The organism is Stackebrandtia nassauensis DSM 44728 (genome assembly GCF_000024545.1).
Lineage (GTDB): Bacteria > Actinomycetota > Actinomycetes > Mycobacteriales > Micromonosporaceae > Stackebrandtia > Stackebrandtia nassauensis.
On sequence record NC_013947.1, the window covers coordinates 2732438 to 2751430 of the forward strand.

Below are 18993 nucleotides of genomic sequence, written 5' to 3' on the forward strand. Positions count from 1 at the left end.
CCCGGACCGGATTCGTTCCGAAACTGTGTCGTAGTCAGACCTGTACCTGACTTCGGTTCTGTGCCTAAACTGTCATCGTGCGCACCACAGGAACAGTGATCGCTCCGAGTCTGTTGGCAGCGGACTTCGCGCGACTGGCAGAGGCCTGCTCCGCCGTGTCCGAGGACGCGGACTGGTTGCATGTGGACGTCATGGACAACCACTTCGTCCCGAACCTGACCATCGGCACGCCGGTGGTGAAGTCCCTCAAGGCGGCCACCGACCTGCCGCTGGACTGCCACCTCATGATCACCGATCCCAAGCGCTGGGCCGTCGGCTACGCCGAGCTGGGCGCCTACAACGTCTCCTTCCACGCCGAGGCCTGCGACGATCCGGTCGGGCTGGCGCGGGACCTGCGGGCCGCGGGCACCAAGGCCGGACTGGCCATCGACCGCGACACCCTCATCGAGCCCTACCTGGACATGCTGCCGGAGTTCGACACGCTGCTGATCATGACGATCAAGGCCGGTTTCGGCGGCCAGGCGTTCATGCCCGAACTGCTCGACAAGGTCCGCACCGCCCGCAACGCCGTCGAGTCGGGGCATCTGGAGTTGCGCATCGAAGTCGACGGCGGTATCGCGGACGACACCATCGCCGCGGCCGCCGAGGCGGGCGCCGATGCCTTCGTCGCGGGAACCGCCGTATACGGGGCCGCCGATCCGGCAGCGGCCATCCAGCGACTGCGTGCCCTGGCGGCACATGTGGGAGGTGACTGAGTGACCGGAGCCCCCGACACCCCATCCGAACTCGTCCTCGTCGTCGACGTGGACACCGAAATGGCCGAATACCTGGCCGGACAGCTGCGCGACAACGGTTTCGACACCTCCGTCGCGCGGGACGGCTACCAGGCCCTGGCCCAGATCGCGCGGCGCCGCCCCGACCTGGTGCTCATCGAGGTGGATCTGCCCCTCATCGACGGCTTCGAACTGACCCGCCAGTTGCGCGGCGACCCCATGACGGCGAGCCTGCCGATCATCATGGTCACGGCCCGGGGACTGTCGTCCGACCGGATCGCCGGTCTGACCGTCGGCGCCGACGACTACATCGTCAAGCCGTACGACGCCGCCGAAGTGGTGGCCCGGGTGCGCTCGGCGCTGCGCCGCCACCGCGAGATCCGCGAGGTCTCACCGCTGACCGGTCTGCCCGGCAACGCGCGCATCCTCGCCGAGATCGCCGAATGGGTACGCGGCGGCAAGCAGTTCGCGCTGGGCTACATCGACATCGACGCGTTCAAGAGCGTCAACGACGCCTACGGCTTCGTCCGGGGCGACGAGTTCATCCAGTCGCTGGCCGGATCCCTGCACCGGGCGGTGCTGGCGGCCGGGCCGCCGCACGCGTTCATCGGTCACGTCGGCGGCGATGACTTCATCTTCATGTGCGACCTGCTGCTGGTCGCGCCCATCACCCGGCACGCCATCGCCGAGTTCGAGACCCGGGCCGCGGCGCTGTGCGACGAACGCGACGCCCAGCAGGGGTACATCGAGTCCACCGACCGGCAGGGAAATCCGGTGCGGGCAAGGCTTCCGACCCTGTCCATCGGAGTGGCACTGTCGGGACAACGGCATTTCACCGACCCCAGAGAGGTGGTGGCGGTTGCCACGGAGATGAAGAGTGTGGCCAAATCCCATCCAGGGTCCTATGTGGCCTACGATCGACGGCACGAGATCCGCAACGCCGACTGGTCCGAGTTGGCCAACCTCGGTTACGTCGCCGACGACCGGCAACCCCGGGCTGCATAAGCAATCCGCACAACCAATGGTCGCCGAAAGCGTAGATTCTGAGTGTTTCTCACACTTTTGGTGGGTCAAGTCCGCAATCATGTACAGGCAGCGGTGGTGGGGTGGTTCAACTGCCGCTGGACGATTCTTCTTGGTGGAGGAAGAAATGGACGATAACGGCGGTTCGCGTTACCCCAGTTGGTTTCGCCTTGAGCCCGACGGCCCGCACAAGAAGTCGGGCGGTCTGGGAACCGACGGCTACAACTACGAGTTCTACTGCGCCAAGGACGGTGAGCCGTGGCCGTGCGCGACCGAACGCGAGCACAGCCGCGCGCGGGCCAAGACTCACTAACTGACCGAGAAACCCCCGTCCACGAACAAGGTCTGTCCAGTCACATAGGACGAAGCCGGGCCCGCGAGGAACACCGCCATGCCGGCGAAGTCCTCCGGTTGACTGTTGCGGCCGATCATGGTGCGCGCGGCCATCTGTTCCGAACGACCGGGGATCGCCACGGCGGCAGCCGTCAGCGGAGTGTGCACGAAAGCGGGGGAGATCGCGTTGCAGCACACTCCCGACGCCGACCACGCCTCGGCCTGCGAGCGGGTCAGCCCGCAGATCGCGGCCTTGGAGACGCCGTAGCCGCCGCTGTTGCCGAACGCCCGCACCGCCTGCTGACTGGCGATGTTGATGATGCGCCCGTAACCGCGTTCGGCCATGCGGGACCCGAACCGTTGCCCCAGCAGGAACGGCGCGGTCGTGTTGACCTCCAGGGCCAGATCCCAGTCCTCGGTCGTCAACTCGGCCAGCGGCGGCCGGGGGTTGACCCCGGCCGCGCACACCAGGATGTCCGGTTCCCCGAAGTGATCCGCCGCCGTGTCGCACACCCGCGCGACGTCGGCCCGGCTCGACAGGTCGGCGGAGATCGCGGCGGCCCGGCCGCCGACCTTGGTCAGCGCGGCCACCGCGTCGTCGAGCCCGGACTGGGTCCGGGCCACCAGCACCACCGCGGCACCGGCGCGGGCCAGCGCCTCGGTGATGCCGAATCCGATTCCGGAACTGCCGCCGGTGATCAGCGCGACCTTTCCGTCCAGGTTGAAAAGGGAACGCAGATAGTCCGACATGACCGCAGATCATATGCGCTCAGCCGTGCCCCGGCCCAGTCGTGCCGAGCCGGGGCACCGCCACCGATAAGCCGCAGAGCTGCGTGAACAGCTCGATCCACTGCGGCGGCGTGACGAAGGCGACAACAGCCGCCGGATGCACCTCCGCGCGAGCGAACGCCCGCCGCACCGCCCGGTCGCCGAACTCGCGTCGCAGACTGGCCGCCAGGCTGCCACCGACTCCGGTGAAGCCCAGCGCCACGAACCGCTGGTAGTCGGCCATCGCGGAACCCGGCAGCAGCGCGGTCTCGCGCCGTTCCAGCCGCAGGATCCCGGAATCGACGCGCGGCACCGGATCGAACTTGTACCGGTCGACGCGGCCGAGAAGCCGCCACTCGAACCGGGGCCAGGACTCGACCGTCACCTGGCTCCAGCGTCCGTAGTCGCCGGAGCGCTTGCGCGCGTACTCCAGCTGGGTTATCAGCGTCGCCGCGTCGAGCTCCCGCGCCTTGAGGCACCACTCCACGATCGCGGACGTGCGGGCGTACGGAATATTGGCCACGATGGAGAAAGGCTCACGTGGCGGCGAGGTCGACAGGAAGTCCCGGTGCACACAGTGCACCCGGGGATCGTCGCCGTAGCGTGCGGCCAATCGCTTGGCCAGCACCGGATCCAGCTCGTATGCCAGCACCCGGCCCGCCTTGCGCGCGATCGCCTGCGTCAGGATGCCCCGCCCCGGTCCGATCTCGACGACCAGATCGGCACGGGTGACACCGGACAGCCGCACCACGGCGGCGGCCACCCTCGGTTCGGTGAGGAAGTTCTGGGAGAGCCGCCGCCGTTTGGGCGCGCGGACAGGGGAAGAGGAACGTGCCATCGCTGAAAGTCCTTCGCGTCGAAGCTCGGACAGACAGCGGGCACCGGGACCCGATGAGAAACTGGCGCGGCCTGTCCGAAATGGATAGATGCTCGATGCGAGACATCGGCCGCGAGGGACGAAAAGGACGGCACCCGGGTGCCGTAACAGAACCGCCGAAGCGGGAGGATTCGTCAGATGTGGAAGCGGAGCGGACCGAGATCTCGCGCCGCCGCCCAGGGACGTTTCACCGAGGTCAGTACCCCGGTCGCGAACTGGACGACGATCGCCGTCCAGCCGCCAATTATTCCGGACATGACCGACAGGCTAAGCCACCGCGGCCACCCTGGCAACCGAGATAGAAGCCTGTGAATTTTGACACCACAGTGGCCGGGCGACCGCACCCCGTGGCAGACTGAGCGGTGACCAGCATGCGCGCTGGCGGGGTCGGTGAAATTCCGAGCCGGCGGTGAGAGCCCGCGACCCGTCCACAGCCGGTGGACGGTTGACTTCGGTGAAATTCCGAGGCCGACGGTTAAAGTCCGGATGGTAGTTAGCGCGCGAGTGTACGCCTGGGAACCGACGTTCCCCTGTGTACGCGACTCGCTGTTTCCCCGCCTGCCGTGTGACCATTACCGCAGGTAAAGGAAGCACGAGGAATGTTCACAGGAATAGTCGAAGAGCTCGGCGAGATCGTCGCCACGGCCCCCGCGAGCCTGTCGATACGCGGAAAGCTCATCACCTCCGACGCCCACCACGGCGACTCGATCGCCGTCAACGGCGTCTGCCTCACCGTCACCGCCGTCACCGACGACGTCTTCACCGTCGACGTCATGGGCGAGACCTACAAACGCACCGCCTTGGACACGCTGAAACCCGGCGACCAGGTCAACCTGGAACGCGCCGCCACCCTGTCGACCCGCATGGGCGGGCATCTCGTCCAGGGCCACGTCGACGCTGTCGGCGAGATCCTGCGCCGCGAACCCGAAGCCGAATGGGAGACCGTCACCTTCCGGGTCCCCGAGGCGCTCACCAAGTACATCGTCGAAAAGGGATCGATCACGATCGACGGTGTCTCGCTGACCGTCGTCGCGGTCAAGGGCGAGGAGTTCAGCGTCGGCCTCATCCCCACCACCATGCAACTGACCACGTTGGGCCGCAAGCGACCCGGCGACCCGGTCCACATTGAAACCGACATCATCGCCAAGCACGTGGAAAAGCTGTTGGAGGCCAAGTCATGAGCATGCTGGATTCCGTCCCCGACGCTATCGCCGACATCGCCGCCGGACGCCCCGTCGTGGTCGTCGACGACGAGGACCGCGAGAACGAAGGCGACCTCATCTTCGCCGCCGAGAAGGCCACCCCGGAACTGCTGGCCTTCATGGTCCGCTACACCTCCGGCTACATCTGCGCCCCACTCACCGAAGCCGACGCCGACCGGCTCGAACTGCCGCCCGCCCACACCGTCAACCAGGACCCGCGCGGCACCGCGTACACGGTCACGGTCGACGCGGGCAGCGGCATCACCACCGGAATCTCCGCGGCCGACCGGGCCCGCACCATCCGGCTGCTGGCCGACCCGGAAACCAAACCCACCGACCTGCGCCGCCCGGGCCACATGGTCCCGTTGCGCGCCAAGGACGGCGGCGTCTTGCGCCGTCCGGGCCACACCGAGGCCGCCATCGACCTGGCCGTCCTGGCGGGCCTGCGCCCCGCGGGCGTCCTGTGCGAGATGGTCAACGACGACGGCACCATGAAGCGCCTGCCCGACCTGCGCGCGTTCGCCGACGAACACGACCTGCGCGTCATCAGCATCGCCGACCTCGTCGCGCACCGCCGCCGCACCGAGAAGCAGATCACCCGGGTCGCCGAAACCCGCCTGCCCACCGAACACGGCCAGTTCACCGCCGTGGGCTACCGCGCCGACCTCGACGGCTCCGAACACGTCGCCCTGGTGTGCGGCGACATCGGCGACGGCACCGACGTCCTGGTGCGAGTCCACTCCGAATGCCTCACCGGCGACGCCTTCGGCTCACTGCGCTGCGACTGCGGCCCGCAACTCCACTCCGCCATGCGCGCGGTCGCGACCGAAGGTCGGGGCATCGTCCTCTACATGCGCGGCCACGAAGGCCGGGGCATCGGCCTGCTCCACAAACTGCGGGCCTACGAACTCCAGGACCAGGGCCGCGACACGGTGGACGCGAATCTGGACCTGGGTCTGCCCGCCGACTCCCGTGACTACGGCACCGGAGCCGAGATCCTGGCCGACCTCGGTGTCAAGTCGATGCGCCTGCTGACCAACAACCCCGCCAAACGCGCGGGGATCGAAGGCTTCGGCCTCTCGGTCACCGGTAGGGTTCCGCTGGCCGGAGCCGTGCGCCCGGAAAACCTTGCCTACCTGCGCACCAAGCGCGACAGGATGGGCCACCTTCTCGACGACCTGGAGAGTGTGTGATGGCTGGACACGGATCGCCTGACCTTGAGACCGTCGACGCCGCTGGCCTGCGCCTCGGTATCGTCGCGACCCGCTGGCACGGCGAGCTCGTCGGACAGATGACGGAGCGCGCTCAGGCTGCGGCCAAGGCGTGCGGGGTCTCGGACGTGACGGTTGTGCATGTCGCGGGATCGGTGGAGCTTCCCGTTGTGGCCCAAGCGCTCGCGCGCAACTATGACGCTGTGGTCGCGCTCGGCGTGGTGGTGCGTGGCGATACCGCGCACTTTGACTACGTGTGCAAGTCCGTCACGGAGGGGCTCACTCGAGTGGCGCTGGACGCGTCTACTCCCGTGGCTCACGGTGTGCTGACGGTGGACAACGACGCTCAGGCCATCGATCGGGCCGGGTATCCGGATTCGTCCGAGGACAAGGGGTGGAGCGCTACCGTCGCGGCTTTGGACGCGGCGTTGGCGATTCGGGCTTTGTGATGGGCTGATATCCGCTAGCTGTGTTCGGGGCGTTCCGGCTTGGCCGGGGCGCCCCGAACGTTACTTCAGCGATGGCCGACCCATCCCACCGTAACCAGCATCGACAGACGTCACTTCCGCCAAACCGCCTGGCATCCCATCCAGTGGTCTTGACAGAATGTCGCCTCGTGAAGTCTTTTGAGCAGCTGTTCGCCGAGCTGTCCGCCAAAGCGGAGGCTCGGCCCGCGGGTTCGGGAACCGTCGCAGCGCTGGACGCCGGGGTCCATACGATCGGCAAGAAGGTGGTCGAGGAGGCCGCCGAGGTGTGGATGGCCGCCGAGCATGAGGGCCGCGAGCGCACCGCCGAGGAGATCTCGCAGCTGCTGTACCACCTGCAGGTGCTGATGCTCGCCACCGGACTGTCCCTTGACGACATTTACAAGCACCTGTGAGGACGACTGATGCTGCGTATCGCTGTACCCAACAAGGGTTCTCTTTCCGAGGCCGCCACCCAGATGCTGGTGGAGGCCGGTTACCGGCAGCGTCGGGCCGCGCGCGACCTGACCGCCACCGACACCGCCAACGACGTTCAGTTCTTCTACCTGCGGCCCCGCGACATCGCCACCTACGTCGCCTCCGGCGACCTCGACCTGGGCATCACCGGACGCGACCTGCTGGTCGATTCCGCCGCCGAGGCCGAGGAGACGATGGCCCTGGGCTTCGGCGGCTCGACCTTCCGGTACGCGTGCCGTCCCGGTACCGCGTCCACCGTCACCGACCTGGAGGGCAAGCGGATCGCGACGTCGTTCACCGGCGTCGTGCGCGCCAACCTGGCCGCCAACGGGGTCAGCGCCACCGTCGTGCACTTGGACGGCGCGGTGGAGAACGCCGTCGGGCTCGGGGTCGCCGACGCGGTGGCCGACGTGGTGTCCACCGGCGCCACCCTGCGGCAGGCGGGCCTGGAGATCTTCGGGGAACCGTTGATGGAGTCCGAGGCCATCCTGATCCGTCGCCGTGGCGGCAGCTCGAACGGGGCCCAGGACCAGCTGCTGCGGCGCCTGCACGGCGTCATGGTGGCCCGCAGTTACGTGATGCTCGCCTACGATGTGCTCGCCGAGGATCTGGAGCGGGCTTGCGCGTTGACGCCGGGGATCGAGTCGCCGACGATCTCGCCGTTGCACCGTGAGGGGTGGGTGGCGGTGCAGTCGATGACCGAGCGCGCCGAGGTGCACCGGATCATGGATGACCTGTATGAGTTGGGGGCCAGGGGAATCCTGGTGACCGACATTCACGCGTGCCGGATATGACGACCGTCCCGCGACCGCGTGGCGCCCCGTCTCGGCTTGTCGTGCCGGTGTGGGCGGCGTTGGCGTTGGTGGTCGCGGGGGGTGCTTGTGCCGCTGGGCAGGCGGCGATCAACGGGGAGCTGGGGCAGCGGCTCGACTCGCCGTTGACCGCCGCCGCGATCAGCAACTCGCTGGGCGGGGTGTTGTTCGTCGTGTCGCTGGCGACGGTTTCCCGGGTGCGGGAGGGCTTGCGGCGGGCTTGGCGGCAGCGGTTGCCACTGTGGATGTACACCGGGGGACTGTTCGGCGCCGTGTACGTGTTCGCCGGGTCCCTGACGGTTCCGCTCATGGGCGTCGCTTTGTTCACTGTGGCGCAAGTCTGCGGTAACACCATGGGGGCCTTGGGAACCGACGCGGTCGGTTTGGGTCCGTCGGGTCGGTTGCGGGTTACCCGGCCTCGGCTCGCCGGGGCGGCGTTGGCGATCGTGGCCATCGCGGTGGCTCAGGTCGGCCGGGACCTGGCCACCGGTTTGTGGTGGCTGGTGCCGTTCGTGGTCGTCATCGGTGCGGGTTTGGCGTTGCAGGGCGCGTTCAACGGCCGGGTCAACGAGGTGACCGGCAATCCGTTGTCGACCGGCATGGTGAACTTCGTGGCCGGAACCAGCGTCCTGTACCTGATCGTCGGTGTCGTCGCCGTGGTCGACGGACTGCCGTTGTCGCGGTTGCCGTCGGAGCCGTGGCTGTACCTGGGTGGACCGCTGGGGTCGTTGCTGGTGGTGTTCTCGATGCTGGCCATCAAGGTGATCGGGGTGCTGCGCATGGCGCTGGGCATCCTCACCGGTCAGCTGGTGGGCGCGTTGGTCATCGACGTGGTCGCGCTGGGTGTGACGCCGTCCCCGTGGCTGGTGGCCGGGCTGGTGCTGACGGCCGCGGCGGTGGCGATCACCGGTCGCGGCAAGGCAAGGGCCGAGGCCACGCCGGACGCCGACATCAGCGCGGCCGCCGCGAAACGCGACTGACCGCGAGGACGCCTACTGGTTCGGGTCACTCCCACACTGCCGTGGCCGGGTCGACGCCGTTGGCTCGCGCGTTGGCGAACAACACCTCGCGCAGCCACACCGCCAGGCCGGGCGCGAGCTTGTCGTAGTGCTCGGCGAAACCGGGGTCCTCGACGAACATCCGACCCATGCACACCTGCATCGCGTGGGTGCAGTCGAAGTACGTCGACATCAGGGCTCGATGCCGTTCCGCCAGCGCGTTGGCCGCCGCCGTTCCCGGCTCGACGCCCGAACGCTTCGCGTCCGACAGGTCCGCCTCGAACGCCCTGGTCTCGGACGCGACCTGCTCCCACTCGGCCGTCGACAACGCCGCCGCCCGCTCGGAGTACTGCGCCCACTGCGTCGTGTCGCCCCAGCGCTGTCGGGCTTCGTCGACCCATTCGGGCCGCCAGTCGGTTCCGAAGATCTCCACCTGCTGTTCGGGTGTGAGTCGCATGCCCTCGCGCGCGGCGGCCAGCATTCGGTCCACCGAGCCCACCATCGAGCGGAGTCGATCGATCTGCTCGACCAGCTGGCCGCGCTGTCGACGCAGGTGCTCGGTCGCGTCGACTCCACGATCGTCCAGGATCCGGCCGATCTGGGCCAGTTCGAAGCCCAGCTCCCGGTACACCAGCACCCGGTGGATCCTGGCGATGTCCTCGTTGGAGTAGACCCGGTATCCGGCCCAGGTGCGGTCGCTGGGGCTGACCAGGCCGATCGAGTCCCAGTGGTGGAGCGTGCGGATGCTGACCCCGACCAGGTTCGCGGTTCGGCCGACGGTGAGGCCGTCGGTGTCGGCGGGCGGTCCGCCTCGGGTGTCGTCACCGGTCATCGCACCAGTGTCGCTCACCAGACCGGGCCGCACCGCCGACATCGGCCAGCCGACGCTTGTCACGGGTTCTCCGGGATCGGGATGCCCACGGCGCGCCAGTCGGCGGCCATCTGGCTGTTCGGGTCGATGGGTCGCGCGGCGGTCATGACGATCCGTGCGTTCTCCGGCGTGATGACGGTCAGTTCGACGGAGTTCCACGGCATCTCGCGCGGGCCGTCGGTGCAACCGGGGACCAGCTTCTCGCAGCGCTGCCGGACCTCCTCGATCTGGCTGAGCACGCACGCGAAGTTGAGGCTCTGCGCCGGTGCCTCGGCCGGGGGTTCGCCCGGAACCAGCAGCACGTCCTGAAACGCCCACCGCCGCAGGTGGGTGACCCCGCCGGGGATGCTGAACAGGTCGATGAAGCCCAGTCCGTCGAGCCAGAAGTCCTTGGACGCCTCGAGATCAGCCGTCGGCACGATGGTGAACATCGGCATGCCGTAGATCTCGCGGTAGACGTCGGGGGCGACCGCGTCGAGGGCCGGGTTCGGGACCGGTGTCTTGAATTCGCTCATGCCCTGAATCGTCGGGGCTCACGTCGCGTGAGGGTCAAACCGATGTGGAGTGACGTCGGTCACACGGCGAGGTTGACGGCGGTGATCACCGTGGCGGCCAGCGCGACCGCGCCGAGCCACACGGCGGGCAGAGCGGTCCTGATGTCGATGCCCGCCCACAACTGGGCCCGCAGTGCGCCGATCATGAGGGTGAACAGGCCCAGCGAGGCGACGAGGCTGACGGGTTCCCAGAAGAAGCCGACGATGAGGCCCAGGCACGCGGCGATCTCCAGGCCACCGATGATCCGGCAGGCTCTCATCGAGAAGCCGAGCGCGGTGACGTGCTCGACGACCGAGGGCGCCAGCACCAGTTTGGCGCCGCCGAGCGAGCCGAAGAAGGCGATCAGGGCGATGGAAAGGATGGTGGACGCGATCGTCATGGCTGGCCTTGCTTGCCGGTTGGTCACTGAAAGTTGACGGGGATCCAAGAATTATTCAGCAGTGACGAATTCACGACTCATCGCACCCGGTGTCCGTCGCGACTCAGGCGCGGTCGAGGAAGTCGCGCAGCCGCCGCGTCAACGGCTCGGAGTTGCGGGCCCAGGTGAAGTGGTCGAGCCGGGCACCGGCCTCGTCGTGCCGGTAGTGGTGGGTCTCCAGTTCGGCGGCGGCCAGTTTGCCGGTCAGGTGCCGCGAGGTCACCGGGGGAGTGAGCGGGTCGCCCTGGACGGTGATCGCCAGTACCGGCAGTTTCAGCTCCGCCAGCGCCGCCTCGGTGTCGCGGCCGTCGAGGTCCGGGAATCGTCCAGTTCGGACGGTGTGGGCCCAGTCGCGGATGAGCCGCCGGGGCTGCCGTCCGGCGAAGCCGTAACCGGGCCAGTGGCCCAGGATCGCCGAGGCGGCCGACATGCCCGAAGCGATGGCGTACAACGGAATCGAGCGCCGCCCGTACAGCGCGTGGTAGGGGAGCCCGGACGCGATCAGCGCGGCGGCCCTCACGTCGATGCCGGCGCTGCCGCGCAGCGCCTGGTGCAGCAGGCCCAGCTGGCCGCCGAGACTGTGTCCCAGCAGCAGCACCGGACGGCCGTCGACGTCGGGGGCGAGCCGTTCGTAGAACGCCGAGATGTCGTTGACGAGGTCGCCGTAACCGAAGTTGACGCGCCGGGCGGGTTTGGGGGTGCTGGAGCCGGTGCCGCGCAGGTCGACGATGCTGACGTCGCAGTCGAACTCCCGCAGTTGCAACGCGAACCGTCGGTAGTACCCGGCGGGCACGCCCATGGCGGGCAGCATGATCACCGCGCGCTCGGCGGCGCTGGGGTACCGGTGCACGCCCAGCCGGTACCGGTCACCGTCGATGTAGTGCTGCTCGTAATCGGCCACGCCGCCATGTTACCCGCGAGTAATGACTTGTGGTCCGGCCGACGTCCCGTCCGTCGAAAACCGGTTGCCGCTCGCGGGGCGATCGCTCCTAGACTCGGTCCCCATGAACGAACCGGTCGCGCCGCAGGTCACCATCGACGATTTCACCGCCCTGGACATCCGGGTGGGCACCGTGACCCGGGCCGAGCCGTTCCCCAAGGCCCGCAGACCCGCCTTTCGGCTGTGGATCGACTTCGGCGAACTCGGCACCCGCAAGTCCAGCGCCCAGATCACCGCGCTGTACCGCGTCGAGGAACTCGTGGGACGGCAGGTCCTGGCGGTGGTGAACTTCCCGCCCCGGCAGGTGGCCGACTTCATGTCCGAGGTCCTGGTGCTGGGACTGACCAACGCCGACGGCGAAGTCGTTCTGGTGCAACCCGACCGCGACGTCAAACCCGGCCTGCGACTGTCCTGAGGGCGGCACAGATCACAGGGGCGCCGCACCCGAATTCGCATAGGGTGAGCCCTCGTGAGCCAATCGACGAGACCCCGCGGCGCCCGAAAAGCTCTCAGCGCCATCATCGTCGACACCCGGCCGCTGCGAATCCCCGCGTTCCGTCGACTGTGGATGTCGACGATCGTCACCGGCTTCGGCAGCCAGCTGACCGCCGTCGCCGTCCCCAAACAGATCTTCGACATCACCGGTTCCTCCGGCTGGGTCGGCCTCACCGGAGCGGTCGCGCTGGTGCCGCTGCTGATCTTCGGACTGTGGGGCGGCGCGATCGCCGACGCGATGGACCGGCGCAAACTCCTGCTGATCGGCAACGCCGGAATCGCCGTGGTGTCCGGACTGCTGTGGCTACAGACCTTCCTGGGCCTCGACTCGGTGTGGCTGGTGCTGGTGCTTTTGGCCTGCAACCAGGCGTTCTTCGGCATCACCATGCCCACCCGCAACGCCGTGGTCGCCCGGCTCGTCCCCGCCGAACTGCTGCCCTCGGCCGCCGCCCTGAACGGCTCGATGTTCATGTTCTCCGCCGTCTTCGGCCCGTTGGCGGCCGGGGCGCTCATGCCCGTCATCGGACTATCCACACTATACGGAATCGATACGATAACGCTGCTGCTTACCATGATCGCGGTATGGCGCCTTCCCGCGCTGCCGCCGCTGTCGGGCACGTTCGGGCGCGCGGGCATCCGTGACGTCCTGGACGGCTTCCGCTATATGGCGGTCAAGAAGGTCCTGCTGGCGTCCTTTGTGGTCGACATCATCGCGATGGTCGCCGGTATGCCCAGGGCACTGTTCCCCGAGATGGCCGAGCGCACCTTCGGTGACCCGCCCGGCGGCGGCCTGGCCCTTGGCTGGCTGTTCGCGGCCATTCCGATCGGTTCCCTTGTCATCACCCTGCTGTCCGGCTGGGTGTCCAAAGTGCGCCGACAGGGCGTCGCGGTCACCATCTCGATCGCGGTGTGGGGTCTCGCCGTAGCCGGTTTCGGTTTGTCCGGCAACCTGTGGCTGGCAGCGATGTTCCTGGTGATCGGCGGCGCCGCCGACATGGTCAGCTCCATCTACCGGCAGGCGATCCTCCAAACAGCGGCCACCGACGAGATGCGCGGCCGGATGCAGGGTGCCTTCACCGTCGTGGTCGCCGGAGGCCCCCGCATCGCCGACCTCACCCACGGCTGGGCCGCCGCCGGTGCCGGAACCGCCGTGGCCGCGACCGGCGGCGGCATTCTCGTCGTCATCTGCGTGTTCGCGGCCGTGGCCCTGCTGCCGTCCTTCTGGCGGTACCGGGCCCCGTCCGACGAGAAATGACGGTGATCAGAACGCGTACGCGCCGAACCGTCCCCAGGCGACGAACCCGGCCAGCGCCAGCAACACCACGTTGACGACGACCGCACTGGCCTCCCCGCGCCGGACGTGAACGACTGCCGCCAGCAGCATCGTCACCGCCAGCCCCACGGCCGCGGCCGGGACCAGCATCGTGGCGACACCGGTGACCGCGGGCCCGATCAGCCCCACAGCGGCAAGCAGTTCGACGGCGCCGATGAAGCGCACGGTCGCGGGGGAGAAGTCGGCGACCCACGGCATCATCGGGGCGAGCTTGTTCTTTGGCCGGGTGGTCTTCAGGGCACCGATCGCGGCGAACGCGACGGCGAGAACTATCTGGACGATCCACAGTGCAAGGTTCATGGCTATTCCGTTCTGGTGAGGGTTTGTCGACGGTCTAGTAGCGGCCGAGGGTGCCGCGGCGTTTGGCGATCCGTTCCAGGCGTGAGAAGACGAGCACCCCCGCTCCGGCGATCAGCAGCGGTTGCAGCAGCAGCCATCCCGGGCCCCAGCCGGTGGACAGCCCGGCCAGCGAATCGCCGTCGAGCAGGATGTCGCGCATCGCCTCGATACCCGGCGCGATCGGCACCGCGAGCCTGGCCACGACGGCGGTCCACCCGGGCATGTCGGTCAGCGGAACCAGCGTCCCGCCCGCGATCGCGTAGACCGCCACCGACACCTGGGTGATGATCTGGATCCGCTTGTACACCAGCGTCAACCCACACAGGACCAACGCCAGCCCACAGGTGCCCACGGCGATGGCCGCCAACGGCACCACCACCCGTGGATCGAAGTGGACACTTCCCCCGTTCGCCACGATCGCGACGTACCCCGTCGCCCCCACCGAAAGCGCTGTGGGCAACGCGGCCACGATGGACGCGATCTGGCGTCCCAGGATCAGCACCCACGACGGCAGCGGCGTGAGGTAGGTCTGTTCGAGCACACCGGACTGGATATCGCCCTGGTAACTCCAGAACATCCGGTTCACCTGCTCGTGGATGAACGTCAACGCCACCATGCCGATGCCGACGGGCAACAGCAGCTCGGCCCGCAGCTGCCCGCGTCCCATGAACAACACGATGAGCAGGTAGAACAACGGAAAGGTGATCATCTGAACGGCCAGGCCACGCCAGCCCGCGACCAGGTCGGCCAGCCCCTTGCCGATCTCATTGCCGAAACCGCCCAGCAACCGGGGCCGCGTCGAATAAACGATGGACATGTCTAATCCCTCTCAGTACTGGCCGAGGCTGCCGTCACGGACGGCCCGGCGATGGTTGCGGGAGAACAGAACGGCGCCGATCCCGACGAGCACCGCCGTGTGGACGACCAACAGCGGCAGGCTCCCCGACGTCCACAGTCGCGCGAGCGTGGCGCCGTCGAACAGCACCTCGTTGACCGCCTCGATGCCCATAGTGGTCGGAAGTAGCCGCGCCACCGCCGCCAGCCACTCGGGATACAGCGACAGCGGCAGGAACGCGCCGTTGAGCAGCAGAATGAGCGCGGTGAACAGGGACTGGAGCACACCGACCATGGGCGTCCGAATCGCGACGGCGGCCAGGATGTACGTGAACGCCAGGATCCCGATGAGCAGCAACGCATAGGGCACCAGCGCCGCCCAACGCCACGGGATCGCGATACCCGCGATCGCGGCGGGCACCGCCGAAGCCGCCACCGCGACGACCAGACCGAACACCGACGCGGTCACCAGCCGTCCGACCATGAGCAGCCACGGCGGCGCCGTCGACATCTGCGACTGCGCGAAGGTGCCCGCGTTCTTCTCCTCCACCAGGTCCGACACCATCACCAGCGCCGAGTACTGGAGAAACCAGTAGCCACCGATGGCGATGAGGGTCTGGGGCAGCAGATCGGCGCGCAACTGCCCCTGCCCCAACACGAACTGCAAACCCAGGTACATCGTCATACCCACGACCAGGCTGATGACATGACCCAGCGGATGCGCCAACTGCGAGGTCAGTCCCTTGCGGACCTCAGCGGCCAGTATGGACAACCAACCGACGCTTCGCCGCGCGACAAGTGCCTCAGACATGGGCGGGCTCCTCGACGAGACTGAGGAACACGTCCTCCAGGCTCGGCTGTGCCTGCGCCAGCGACCGCAGCACGATGCCGCGCTCACCAAGCCGCTCCAGCAGCTGATAGACGACCCGCGGATCGTCCACCCGCCCGGCGATCACGGTCGAATCGCCACTCTCCTCGGCGGTGAACCCGCCCGGCAGCGGCGGCAACGCGGGAACACCCTCAATGTGGACCTCGTAGCTGTCACGACGCCGGAACCGCGACAACAGCTCCCCGGTGGCCTGATCCGCGACGATGGTCCCCTCACGGATCACCGCCACCCGATCGCACAACTCCGCCACCACGTCGAGCTGATGCGTGGTCAGCAGAATCGTCTTGCCCCGGTCTTCCGACAGCGTCGCGATCCAGTTCCTGACGGTCCGGGTGGCGGCCACGTCGAGCCCCAACGTCGGCTCGTCCAGCAACACGATCGGCGGATCGGCGATCAGCGCCGCCGCGATGGCGACCTTCTGCTGCATACCGCGCGAGAAGTCGCCGACCCGGTCATGGCGCCGATCCCACAAGCCCAGATCGGTGAGCAACTCGGTGGCCTGACCGCGAGCCTCCGCCTTCCGCAACCCCTTCAACCGTCCGAAGTAGATGAGGTTCTGCCAGGCCGTCAGTGTCCAGTACACATTGCGCGATCCCTCCAGGACGGCGCCGATCTGCGCCATCGCCGCCGACCGCCGGGCGGCAACGTCATATCCGTTGAGCCGCACGGTTCCGGCGCTGGCGGCGAGCAGGCCCGCCGCGATCTTGATGGTGGTGGTCTTCCCGGCCCCGTTGGGCCCCAGGAATCCGAAAACGGTGCCCGGCTGAATCCGCAGGCTGACGTCGTCCACGGCGGGCCGGGCGCCCGAGCCGTACGTCTTGGTCAACCGCTCGATGTCGATGGCGGGGGTGGAGTTCACTGTGACCTCATTTCGCTAGAGTTACTCACTAGTGATGAACTCTAGTTATACACTCTAGAAATGACCATCGGCAAGGGCAAAGGCAAACGAGCCGAGAAAGCCCAGCGCACCCGGGCCAAGATCCTCACCGCCGCCCGCGACCTGTTCGTCGAACACGGCTACGGCACCACCGCGCTCCAGGACGTCGCCGACCGCGCCGAAGTGGCGGTCCAAACGATCTATTTCACCTTCCGCAACAAACGCACCCTCCTCAAAGAAGTCGTCGACGTGGCCATCGCGGGCGACGCCGAACCGGTGGCCACGATGGACCGCGACTGGTTCAAGGAATCCCTGGCCACCCCCACCGCCCGCGAACAACTCGACATCCACGTCGACGGCAGCCGCCGCATCCTCGAACGCGTCGCCCCCATCACCAAGGTCCTGGCCACCGCCGTGGCCATGGACCCCGAGATCGCCACCATGTGGCCCCAGACCACCGACCCCCGCTACACGGTCCAACTCACCGCCGCCGAAACCCTCATCACCAAACCCGACGCCCAACCCACCCTCACGGCCACCCGAGCCGCCGACCTCCTCTACTGCCTCCTCAGCCCCGAGCTCTTCCTCGTCTTCACCGCCGACCGAGGCTGGCCCCCCGCCGACTGGGCCGCCTGGGTCACCACCACGCTGCGAACCCAACTGTGCGAACCGTCTGGATAGGGTTGAACCCATGGATGTCAACCGGGTCCGCGACTGGATCGACGCAGCCGACACCGTCACGGTGCTCACCGGAGCCGGAGTGTCCACAGAGTCCGGGATCCCCGACTACCGGGGCCCCAACGGGGCCTGGACCAAGGACCCCGACTCGGCCAAATACGTCGACATCGACTACTACGTCCGCGACCCCGCCATCCGCCGCCGAGCCTGGATCCGCCGCCGCGAACACGAAGCCTGGACCGTCGAACCCAACCCGGCCCACCACGCCCTGGTCACCCTCGAAGCCCGGGGCAAACTAACCAAACTCATCACCCAGAACATCGACGGCCTCCACCAAAAGGCCGGCCAGACCCCCACCAACGTCCTGGAAATCCACGGCAACATCTTCGGCGTCGAATGCCTGGGCTGCGACGCCACCACCACCATGCGAGCCACCCTCGACCGCGTCGCGGCGGGAGAGGACGACCCCGCCTGCCTCTCCTGTGGAGGAATCCTCAAATCCTCCACCATCTTCTTCGGACAACAACTCAAAACCGACGTCCTCTACGCCGCCGCCGAATCAGCCCAAAGCTGCGACCTCTTCCTGTCGGTCGGCACCTCCCTCACGGTCCACCCCGCCGCGGGTCTGGTCGACATCGCCCTGCAATCCGGCGCCAGACTCGTCATCTGCAACGCCGAACCCACCCCCTACGACCACCGCGCCGACGCCGTCCTCACCGATCCGATAGGACAAACCCTCCCGGCCATCCTGAACAACTAAGCTCCCCCAGCTTCTTCTTTTTCTCCCCGGCGCTCACCCACGCGGGGACCTGGATGTTCGTCCTGGGCAGCGCCCAGCTCCTCATCCGCCAGATCCACCTGACCCAGCTGCACGCACGCGCTGGTGGGCACTACGGCCTCTCCAGCTCTGAAACCTAAGTCGTCTCGGCATGCTCTCGTCCGTCTTCGGTCAGGATGGTCGGTGAACGACGTCGCTGGCGAGTGTGCACGGCATTACTAGACTGCCCAGTTCGCGGGCGGGTCCGGAAGTGCCAGGTCCGCTGTCGATAGGGGGCCGAGCATGACGACGCGGTGTGAACTTTGCGATCTGGAGATAGGGCAGGGGTGCGCCTGCGAGGACGGTCGCCCGGAGCGGGCTTACGTGACCGCGGGTGGAAGCTCGTACCACCGGCGGCGCGACTGCGAATGGCTGGCGCGGGGGCAGGCGGACGCTCACGCGAAGGGCCTGCGCGTTCACCCTGTCACTTCCACGCTTGTGCAGAACGTCGAGCTCAAGCGTGGCCGGTGCGAATACTGCTACGAGGGCTAGCCCTCGGGCTGGGCGGTGTCGTACCACTCCTTGGTTTGGCGGGACAGGAGCATGACGATGACGGCCATCGCGGGGAGGATCAGGGCGCAGCCGATCGTGGAGAGTTCCCAGAGGCTGAAGGGGATGAGTAGGCCCTCGGCGATCACCGTGACCAGGCGGACTGGTTTTTGGCGGAACTTGAGTTTGAGTGCGCAGTAGATGAGCACGATCATGAGGACGACCAGCAGGGCCGCCAGGAGGTAGAGGAGGGGGTAGTTGAACAGGTCCTGGGTGGGTGGGTCGTCCTTGAACTGCTTGTTGTAGACCTTGGCGGTCAGTCGCTCTTTGAGGAGCTTGGCCAGTTCGGTGTTGGACAGCTGGGACTGTTGGTAGGTGCCCAGCAAGATGAAGGCGCTCAGGAGCAGGCCGATGGCCGCTTGGACCCACAGGAGGACGCGGCTGATGCGGACCTGTTTGGGCAGGTTGGAGCCGCCGCTGGAGCCGGAGGCGAACTTGTCGCCGGATAGAAGACTCATGT

At 67.6% G+C, this 18993-nt stretch carries 26 protein-coding genes and 1 riboswitch; of the genes, 14 read left to right on the plus strand and 12 right to left on the minus strand.

The features are described 5' to 3' along the window. Window positions 1–77 precede the first annotated feature (77 nt). From rpe to SNAS_RS12775, 3 genes are all read left to right on the plus strand, one after another. The gene (gene rpe / locus SNAS_RS12765) at window positions 78–755 is read left to right on the plus strand and encodes a ribulose-phosphate 3-epimerase (RefSeq protein ID WP_041624830.1); all 678 of its coding nucleotides are present in this window, start codon (window positions 78–80) and stop codon (window positions 753–755) included. Next, window positions 756–1778, plus strand: coding sequence for a GGDEF domain-containing response regulator (locus SNAS_RS12770; protein WP_013017843.1), 1023 nt, complete (start codon window positions 756–758; stop codon window positions 1776–1778). Window positions 1779–1923: 145 nt separating this feature from the next. Continuing rightward, entirely contained in the window at window positions 1924–2109 is a 186-nt protein-coding gene (locus tag SNAS_RS12775; protein WP_013017844.1) for a hypothetical protein, read from the plus strand. Here SNAS_RS12775 and SNAS_RS12780 read toward each other — a convergent pair. From SNAS_RS12780 to SNAS_RS37180, 3 genes are all read right to left on the minus strand, one after another. Then, a complete protein-coding gene (locus SNAS_RS12780; protein WP_013017845.1) occupies window positions 2106–2879 on the minus strand; it encodes an SDR family NAD(P)-dependent oxidoreductase in 774 nt (257 codons plus the stop codon). The two genes, SNAS_RS12775 and SNAS_RS12780, sit on opposite strands and share 4 nt — an antisense overlap. Window positions 2880–2898: 19 nt before the next feature. After that, window positions 2899–3735, minus strand: coding sequence for an ErmE/ErmH/ErmO/ErmR family 23S rRNA (adenine(2058)-N(6))-methyltransferase (gene erm, locus SNAS_RS12785; RefSeq protein WP_013017846.1), 837 nt, complete (start codon window positions 3733–3735; stop codon window positions 2899–2901). A gap of 173 nt (window positions 3736–3908) precedes the next feature. Beyond that, window positions 3909–4031: a hypothetical protein gene (locus SNAS_RS37180; RefSeq protein WP_280101510.1), complete on the minus strand. Its 123-nt coding sequence runs from the start codon at window positions 4029–4031 to the stop codon at window positions 3909–3911. A gap of 116 nt (window positions 4032–4147) precedes the next feature. Further along, window positions 4148–4276, plus strand: a riboswitch (FMN riboswitch). Between the two features lie 97 nt (window positions 4277–4373). On the opposite strand from SNAS_RS37180, the gene SNAS_RS12790 reads away from it, so the two are divergent. The 6 genes from SNAS_RS12790 (at window position 4374) to SNAS_RS12815 (ending at window position 8920) form a co-directional block, all read left to right on the plus strand. Then, window positions 4374–4955 (plus strand): riboflavin synthase, encoded by a 582-nt coding sequence (locus SNAS_RS12790; protein ID WP_013017847.1) that lies wholly within the window; start codon window positions 4374–4376, stop codon window positions 4953–4955. Continuing rightward, a complete protein-coding gene (locus SNAS_RS12795) occupies window positions 4952–6169 on the plus strand; it encodes a bifunctional 3,4-dihydroxy-2-butanone-4-phosphate synthase/GTP cyclohydrolase II (RefSeq protein ID WP_013017848.1) in 1218 nt (405 codons plus the stop codon). The genes SNAS_RS12790 and SNAS_RS12795 overlap by 4 nt, the downstream gene beginning before the upstream one ends. Further along, window positions 6169–6636 carry a 6,7-dimethyl-8-ribityllumazine synthase gene (gene ribH, locus SNAS_RS12800; protein ID WP_013017849.1) on the plus strand — a complete coding sequence of 156 codons (468 nt, stop codon included), beginning with the start codon at window positions 6169–6171 and terminating at the stop codon, window positions 6634–6636. The genes SNAS_RS12795 and ribH overlap by 1 nt, the downstream gene beginning before the upstream one ends. Before the next feature lie 167 nt (window positions 6637–6803). Then, the gene (locus tag SNAS_RS12805) at window positions 6804–7067 is read left to right on the plus strand and encodes a phosphoribosyl-ATP diphosphatase (protein ID WP_013017850.1); all 264 of its coding nucleotides are present in this window, start codon (window positions 6804–6806) and stop codon (window positions 7065–7067) included. Window positions 7068–7076: 9 nt separating this feature from the next. Continuing rightward, window positions 7077–7922 carry an ATP phosphoribosyltransferase gene (hisG, locus tag SNAS_RS12810; RefSeq protein WP_013017851.1) on the plus strand — a complete coding sequence of 282 codons (846 nt, stop codon included), beginning with the start codon at window positions 7077–7079 and terminating at the stop codon, window positions 7920–7922. Next, entirely contained in the window at window positions 7919–8920 is a 1002-nt protein-coding gene (locus SNAS_RS12815) for a DMT family transporter (RefSeq protein WP_013017852.1), read from the plus strand. The genes hisG and SNAS_RS12815 overlap by 4 nt, the downstream gene beginning before the upstream one ends. 25 nt (window positions 8921–8945) lie before the next feature. On the opposite strand, the gene SNAS_RS12820 is transcribed toward SNAS_RS12815, so the two are convergent. The 4 genes from SNAS_RS12820 to SNAS_RS12835 all read right to left on the minus strand — a co-directional run bounded on the left by SNAS_RS12820 (window position 8946) and on the right by SNAS_RS12835 (window position 11683). After that, the gene (locus tag SNAS_RS12820; protein ID WP_013017853.1) at window positions 8946–9770 is read right to left on the minus strand and encodes a MerR family transcriptional regulator; all 825 of its coding nucleotides are present in this window, start codon (window positions 9768–9770) and stop codon (window positions 8946–8948) included. A gap of 59 nt (window positions 9771–9829) precedes the next feature. Beyond that, on the minus strand, window positions 9830–10324 hold the full coding sequence (locus SNAS_RS12825) for a VOC family protein (RefSeq protein ID WP_013017854.1): 495 nt from the start codon (window positions 10322–10324) through the stop codon (window positions 9830–9832). Between the two features lie 59 nt (window positions 10325–10383). After that, complete coding sequence (locus SNAS_RS12830; RefSeq protein WP_013017855.1) at window positions 10384–10743, minus strand: DoxX family protein; 360 nt, start codon at window positions 10741–10743, stop codon at window positions 10384–10386. A gap of 103 nt (window positions 10744–10846) precedes the next feature. Then, window positions 10847–11683, minus strand: a complete 837-nt coding sequence (locus tag SNAS_RS12835; protein ID WP_013017856.1) for an alpha/beta hydrolase family protein — start codon at window positions 11681–11683, stop codon at window positions 10847–10849. Window positions 11684–11786: 103 nt separating this feature from the next. On the opposite strand from SNAS_RS12835, the gene SNAS_RS12840 reads away from it, so the two are divergent. Together SNAS_RS12840 and SNAS_RS12845 are read left to right on the plus strand one after the other, a co-directional pair. Beyond that, the gene (locus tag SNAS_RS12840) at window positions 11787–12137 is read left to right on the plus strand and encodes a tRNA-binding protein (RefSeq protein ID WP_013017857.1); all 351 of its coding nucleotides are present in this window, start codon (window positions 11787–11789) and stop codon (window positions 12135–12137) included. A 54-nt stretch (window positions 12138–12191) separates the two neighbouring features. Continuing rightward, window positions 12192–13472: an MFS transporter gene (locus SNAS_RS12845; RefSeq protein ID WP_013017858.1), complete on the plus strand. Its 1281-nt coding sequence runs from the start codon at window positions 12192–12194 to the stop codon at window positions 13470–13472. A 6-nt stretch (window positions 13473–13478) separates the two neighbouring features. Here the strand turns inward: SNAS_RS12845 and SNAS_RS12850 are convergent, their stop codons facing one another. From SNAS_RS12850 to SNAS_RS12865, 4 genes are read right to left on the minus strand one after another with little or no spacing between them, the layout of a single operon-like run. Then, window positions 13479–13850 carry a DoxX family protein gene (locus tag SNAS_RS12850; protein WP_013017859.1) on the minus strand — a complete coding sequence of 124 codons (372 nt, stop codon included), beginning with the start codon at window positions 13848–13850 and terminating at the stop codon, window positions 13479–13481. Window positions 13851–13884: 34 nt separating this feature from the next. Continuing rightward, the gene (locus tag SNAS_RS12855; protein WP_013017860.1) at window positions 13885–14706 is read right to left on the minus strand and encodes an ABC transporter permease; all 822 of its coding nucleotides are present in this window, start codon (window positions 14704–14706) and stop codon (window positions 13885–13887) included. Window positions 14707–14718: 12 nt separating this feature from the next. After that, complete coding sequence (locus SNAS_RS12860; protein ID WP_013017861.1) at window positions 14719–15534, minus strand: ABC transporter permease; 816 nt, start codon at window positions 15532–15534, stop codon at window positions 14719–14721. Next, the gene (locus SNAS_RS12865; protein ID WP_013017862.1) at window positions 15527–16471 is read right to left on the minus strand and encodes an ABC transporter ATP-binding protein; all 945 of its coding nucleotides are present in this window, start codon (window positions 16469–16471) and stop codon (window positions 15527–15529) included. The genes SNAS_RS12860 and SNAS_RS12865 overlap by 8 nt, the downstream gene beginning before the upstream one ends. Before the next feature lie 60 nt (window positions 16472–16531). On the opposite strand from SNAS_RS12865, the gene SNAS_RS12870 reads away from it, so the two are divergent. From SNAS_RS12870 to SNAS_RS37605, 3 genes are read left to right on the plus strand one after another with little or no spacing between them, the layout of a single operon-like run. Beyond that, a complete protein-coding gene (locus SNAS_RS12870; RefSeq protein ID WP_013017863.1) occupies window positions 16532–17170 on the plus strand; it encodes a TetR/AcrR family transcriptional regulator in 639 nt (212 codons plus the stop codon). A 10-nt stretch (window positions 17171–17180) separates the two neighbouring features. Next, window positions 17181–17927: an SIR2 family NAD-dependent protein deacylase gene (locus SNAS_RS12875; RefSeq protein WP_013017864.1), complete on the plus strand. Its 747-nt coding sequence runs from the start codon at window positions 17181–17183 to the stop codon at window positions 17925–17927. Further along, the gene (locus SNAS_RS37605) at window positions 17834–18085 is read left to right on the plus strand and encodes a YrhK family protein (RefSeq protein WP_425281043.1); all 252 of its coding nucleotides are present in this window, start codon (window positions 17834–17836) and stop codon (window positions 18083–18085) included. The genes SNAS_RS12875 and SNAS_RS37605 overlap by 94 nt, the downstream gene beginning before the upstream one ends. 387 nt (window positions 18086–18472) lie before the next feature. Here SNAS_RS37605 and SNAS_RS12885 read toward each other — a convergent pair whose 3' ends face one another. Further along, window positions 18473–18991 carry a hypothetical protein gene (locus tag SNAS_RS12885; protein WP_013017866.1) on the minus strand — a complete coding sequence of 173 codons (519 nt, stop codon included), beginning with the start codon at window positions 18989–18991 and terminating at the stop codon, window positions 18473–18475. Window positions 18992–18993 lie beyond the last annotated feature (2 nt).

Excerpts from the sequence above, each read along its gene's own strand:
- hisG (WP_013017851.1), top strand. The coding sequence starts at position 7,077 with ATGCTGCGTATCGCTGTACCCAACAAGGGTTCTCTTTCCGAGGCCGCC.
- SNAS_RS12780 (WP_013017845.1), bottom strand. The coding sequence starts at position 2,879 with ATGTCGGACTATCTGCGTTCCCTTTTCAACCTGGACGGAAAGGTCGCG.
- SNAS_RS12840 (WP_013017857.1), top strand. The coding sequence starts at position 11,787 with ATGAACGAACCGGTCGCGCCGCAGGTCACCATCGACGATTTCACCGCC.
- SNAS_RS12855 (WP_013017860.1), bottom strand. The coding sequence starts at position 14,706 with ATGTCCATCGTTTATTCGACGCGGCCCCGGTTGCTGGGCGGTTTCGGC.
- ribH (WP_013017849.1), top strand. The coding sequence starts at position 6,169 with ATGGCTGGACACGGATCGCCTGACCTTGAGACCGTCGACGCCGCTGGC.
- SNAS_RS12815 (WP_013017852.1), top strand. The coding sequence starts at position 7,919 with ATGACGACCGTCCCGCGACCGCGTGGCGCCCCGTCTCGGCTTGTCGTG.
- SNAS_RS12790 (WP_013017847.1), top strand. The coding sequence starts at position 4,374 with ATGTTCACAGGAATAGTCGAAGAGCTCGGCGAGATCGTCGCCACGGCC.
- SNAS_RS12875 (WP_013017864.1), top strand. The coding sequence starts at position 17,181 with ATGGATGTCAACCGGGTCCGCGACTGGATCGACGCAGCCGACACCGTC.
- SNAS_RS12775 (WP_013017844.1), top strand. The coding sequence starts at position 1,924 with ATGGACGATAACGGCGGTTCGCGTTACCCCAGTTGGTTTCGCCTTGAG.
- SNAS_RS12885 (WP_013017866.1), bottom strand. The coding sequence starts at position 18,991 with ATGAGTCTTCTATCCGGCGACAAGTTCGCCTCCGGCTCCAGCGGCGGC.
- SNAS_RS12820 (WP_013017853.1), bottom strand. The coding sequence starts at position 9,770 with ATGACCGGTGACGACACCCGAGGCGGACCGCCCGCCGACACCGACGGC.
- erm (WP_013017846.1), bottom strand. The coding sequence starts at position 3,735 with ATGGCACGTTCCTCTTCCCCTGTCCGCGCGCCCAAACGGCGGCGGCTC.
- SNAS_RS12860 (WP_013017861.1), bottom strand. The coding sequence starts at position 15,534 with ATGTCTGAGGCACTTGTCGCGCGGCGAAGCGTCGGTTGGTTGTCCATA.
- SNAS_RS37180 (WP_280101510.1), bottom strand. The coding sequence starts at position 4,031 with ATGTCCGGAATAATTGGCGGCTGGACGGCGATCGTCGTCCAGTTCGCG.
- SNAS_RS12830 (WP_013017855.1), bottom strand. The coding sequence starts at position 10,743 with ATGACGATCGCGTCCACCATCCTTTCCATCGCCCTGATCGCCTTCTTC.
- SNAS_RS12850 (WP_013017859.1), bottom strand. The coding sequence starts at position 13,850 with ATGAACCTTGCACTGTGGATCGTCCAGATAGTTCTCGCCGTCGCGTTC.
- SNAS_RS12870 (WP_013017863.1), top strand. The coding sequence starts at position 16,532 with ATGACCATCGGCAAGGGCAAAGGCAAACGAGCCGAGAAAGCCCAGCGC.
- SNAS_RS12795 (WP_013017848.1), top strand. The coding sequence starts at position 4,952 with ATGAGCATGCTGGATTCCGTCCCCGACGCTATCGCCGACATCGCCGCC.
- SNAS_RS12825 (WP_013017854.1), bottom strand. The coding sequence starts at position 10,324 with ATGAGCGAATTCAAGACACCGGTCCCGAACCCGGCCCTCGACGCGGTC.